We start from the raw sequence: 1,443 nt of genomic DNA, 5'->3' as shown, positions 1-1,443 counted from the left end.
TCTGAACAGCTCCCCGGATGTTGGACTGAGAAATCAGTTCCGCTTCCGGGGAGTAGTTGTTTGAATCCGTATAGTTCGTTGACCGAGGCGCAGCGCGCTGCTGCAGTGGATTTGTTCGAGGCTGGGCATGGTCACAAGAGCACGGCCTCCCAGCTCGGTGTCGGGCGTCAGGCGGTCCGTAATGTGTTCGAGCGATGGAAGATCCGTGGTCGAGAGGCTCTAGTGGAGAAGCGGACCAAGCGGACGTACTCGTTCGAGACGAAACTGGAGATCGTGCGCCGGCATCTTGCGGGCGAGGCGACCGCGACCGAGCTGGTGCGCGAGTACCAGCTGTCCTCGCTCAAGCTCCTGACCAAGTGGACGCGGATCTTCCGCGACCAGGGCGAGGACGGGCTGCGGCCAAAACCCAAGGGACGGCCGCGGCAGCCGCCTTCGCGAGCGCCCGAGCCGGTCAGCGAGCTCGAGCAGCTCCGCGCCGAGAACGAGCGATTGCGCGCCCAGGTGGCCTACCTGGGAAAATTGAAGGCCTTGAGGGATCAGGAGCGGCAGTGAAGACTCGCGCTGTCGCTGCGCTCAAGGCTGAGTACCCGCTGCCGGTGCTGCTGGAAGCGGCAGGCCTGGCGCGGTCGACGTTCTACTACCACCAGGCCCGCATGGACCGTCCCGACCCGAAACTGCCGCTCAAAGACGCTATCGCCCAGGCGTTCACTGAAGCGAAAGGCCGCTACGGGCACCGGCGCCTCCATGCGGTCCTGACCCGCCAAGGCTGGAAGGTCGCCAAGAAGACCGTGCTAGCCCTCATGCGCAGCATCGGCCTGGCCTGCCGCGTCCGCAGGCGACACAACCCCTACCTGTCTTACAAGGGCCATGTGGGCAAGACCGCGCCGAACCTCTTGGACCGCAAGTTCACCGCCGAAGCGCCGGGCCGCAAATGGGTCACCGATGTCACCGAGTTCGCCATCGGCGACCGGAAGATCTACCTCTCCCCGGTCATCGACCTGTTCGACCGGTCCGTGGTCGCCTACTCGGTCGGGTCCTCCCCGAGCTTGGGCCTGACCCTCGCCTCGCTCCGCGAGGCGATCGCCACCCTCACCGCAGACGAGCATCCGCTCGTCCACTCCGACCAGGGCTTCCAATACCAGCACCGCTCCTGGCGCCGGCTCTTGGACTCCCACGGGCTCGCCCAGTCCATGTCCCGCAAGGGCAACTGCCTCGATAATGCCGTCGCCGAATGCTTCTTCGGCCACCTCAAATCCGAGATCTTCCAACACCGCCAGCCCAAGGACTCCGACCAGCTCACCCAGGCGATCGACGAGTACATCCACTGGTACAACACCGAACGCATCCACACACGACTTGAGGGCCTGAGCCCGGTCCAATACCGAGCCAAGGCCCTCAAGGTCTAACCTTCCAATACCAGTCCAACATCCGGGGACCAGTTCA

Annotated in this window: 2 protein-coding genes; both read left to right on the top strand. The window is 64.3% G+C overall.

The annotated features are described in order from the left end of the window. The first annotated feature begins 78 nt into the window (after positions 1-78). Positions 79-552, top strand: coding sequence for a helix-turn-helix domain-containing protein (locus AB0K52_RS25610; protein WP_363537364.1), 474 nt, complete (start codon positions 79-81; stop codon positions 550-552). Further along, entirely contained in the window at positions 549-1,406 is an 858-nt protein-coding gene (locus AB0K52_RS25605) for an IS3 family transposase (protein ID WP_363537362.1), read from the top strand. Before AB0K52_RS25610 ends, AB0K52_RS25605 begins: the two co-directional genes overlap by 4 nt. The last annotated feature ends 37 nt before the right edge of the window (positions 1,407-1,443 follow it).

The organism is Glycomyces sp. NPDC049804 (assembly GCF_040674615.1).
Lineage (GTDB): Bacteria > Actinomycetota > Actinomycetes > Mycobacteriales > Micromonosporaceae > Glycomyces > Glycomyces niveus.
The sequence above is the reverse complement of the archived record's forward strand: the minus strand, read 5'-3'. Positions and strand labels throughout refer to the sequence as shown.